We start from the raw sequence: 1628 nt of genomic DNA on the forward strand, positions 1-1628 counted from the left end.
TTCATCAAGCAGTAACAGCTACAACCTTTTCCGGCAACGCTCACCCCCGCCTAGGCAAGGGCACCTCCTGAGTGCTAGTCGTCGATATCGACAATGTCACCGGTAGTGGCATCGATCTTGACTTCAATATCGTTGGTAAATTTCACTTCCCAAACTAGGCGCCCATGTTTAAGCTCCAACTCATCTTTTTTGATCATTTTTTGATCACGGCATTGGGCACGGCAGATCGAGCGATCTGAATGGCTTCCTCAATGGGGATACCCAGAGCAAAAGATTGGGCAAAAGCAGCCCTCCGGCTCCCACCCGTCGACAGCATCGGGCTAGCGGGGGACAAAATGCCAAGCAAAAGTAAGGCAGCAATCGAAAGTTTTGCAGGCTTTATTTACAGCTGCTTGAGCAACCACCTCCTTACCCTACCACCCTGAGACCAAAGAAGCCTTGCCACAAGGAGCATTGCTGCCTTCACAAGGAGTTCACCCCCTTTGCGTCATAGGGTGTAGCTGCTCGGCCCCTCTTCAGCTACGAACTGTTTGCTTCTCCAATCCAACCCTCTCGGAAACTGACTGGCTAAACAACGCTGCTGCGGGGGAGGAATACCTCTACGCCTATCCCGCGTGCTGCTACTACAGGCAGGGAAGTCATGCCGACGTTGGAGCTCCCGGCACTGCACGAATCGGTGATAATATTCCTACCTCTCATTCCTACCCCGGTGGGTGCCGACCATGCCAGATTTTCTGCCCTACGCCTACTTTCAGGGCCAGATTGTCCCCTTTGCTGAGGCGAAGATCTCCATTGCCACCCATGCTCTGCACTACGGGACAGCGGCGTTCGGCGGCCTACGCGGGATCCCTGATCCGCAAAACCCGGATCAAGTTCTGGTGTTCCGTCTGGATCGCCATTGCCGACGACTGAGTCAAAGCGCCCGCCTGCTCTGTTTTGATCTCCCTGCTGAACGGATTGAGCAGGTGATCGTCGAGCTGATCCGAAAAAACCGTCCCTCCACGTCTTTCTACATCCGCCCCTTGGTGTACACCTCCGACCTAGGCATCTCGCCGCGGCTGCACAACATTGAGAAAGACTTTTTCGTGTACGGCTTGGAACTGGGGGACTACCTCTCGCCAGAGGGAGTCAGTTGCCGCATCAGCTCTTGGGCCCGGCAAGAGGATCGCAGCCTACCATTGCGGGGCAAGATCACCGGCGCCTACATCACTTCCTCTTTGGCCAAAACCGAGGCGGCGCAGGCTGGCTATGACGAGGCCATTTTGATGAACTCCCAGGGCAAAGTGAGCGAAGCCTCGGGCATGAACATCTTCATCGTGCGCAATGGCGTGCTGATTACCCCCAGCTTCGACCAAGATATCTTGGAAGGGATCACCCGCGACAGTGTCCTCACTCTGGCCCGCGACCTGGGGATCCCTACCCAAGAACGGCCCGTTGACAAATCGGAGCTATTGATTGCTGACGAGGCCTTTTTAACCGGCACTGCTGCCAAGATCACCCCCATTCGCCAGATCGAGCAGTACGTCCTGCCCCCCTCCCGCCCCATCACCGAGCAGTTGCGGCAGAAGCTGACGGCAATTACCGAAAATCGGGATCCCGTCTATGCCCATTGGGTGAAGGTGATCCCT

2 protein-coding genes are annotated in these 1628 nt (G+C 55.8%); one reads left to right on the forward strand and one right to left on the reverse strand.

The genetic code is table 11. From position 1 onward, the window contains the following. Nucleotides 1-74: 74 nt before the first annotated feature. A complete protein-coding gene (locus NW820_RS03650) occupies nt 75-197 on the reverse strand; it encodes a PepSY domain-containing protein (RefSeq protein ID WP_414329089.1) in 123 nt (40 codons plus the stop codon). A gap of 525 nt (nt 198-722) precedes the next feature. Here NW820_RS03650 and NW820_RS03655 point away from each other — a divergent pair. Beyond that, nucleotides 723-1628: branched-chain amino acid transaminase (locus NW820_RS03655; RefSeq protein ID WP_414406710.1), on the forward strand; the 906-nt coding region annotated here is incomplete at its 3' end.

This window comes from Synechococcus sp. R55.7 (assembly GCF_047461955.1).
GTDB lineage: Bacteria > Cyanobacteriota > Cyanobacteriia > Thermostichales > Thermostichaceae > Thermostichus.

Bases quoted from the DNA above. Each gene is read 5' to 3' on its own strand.
- NW820_RS03650 (WP_414329089.1), bottom strand. From the start codon at position 197: ATGATCAAAAAAGATGAGTTGGAGCTTAAACATGGGCGCCTAGTTTGG.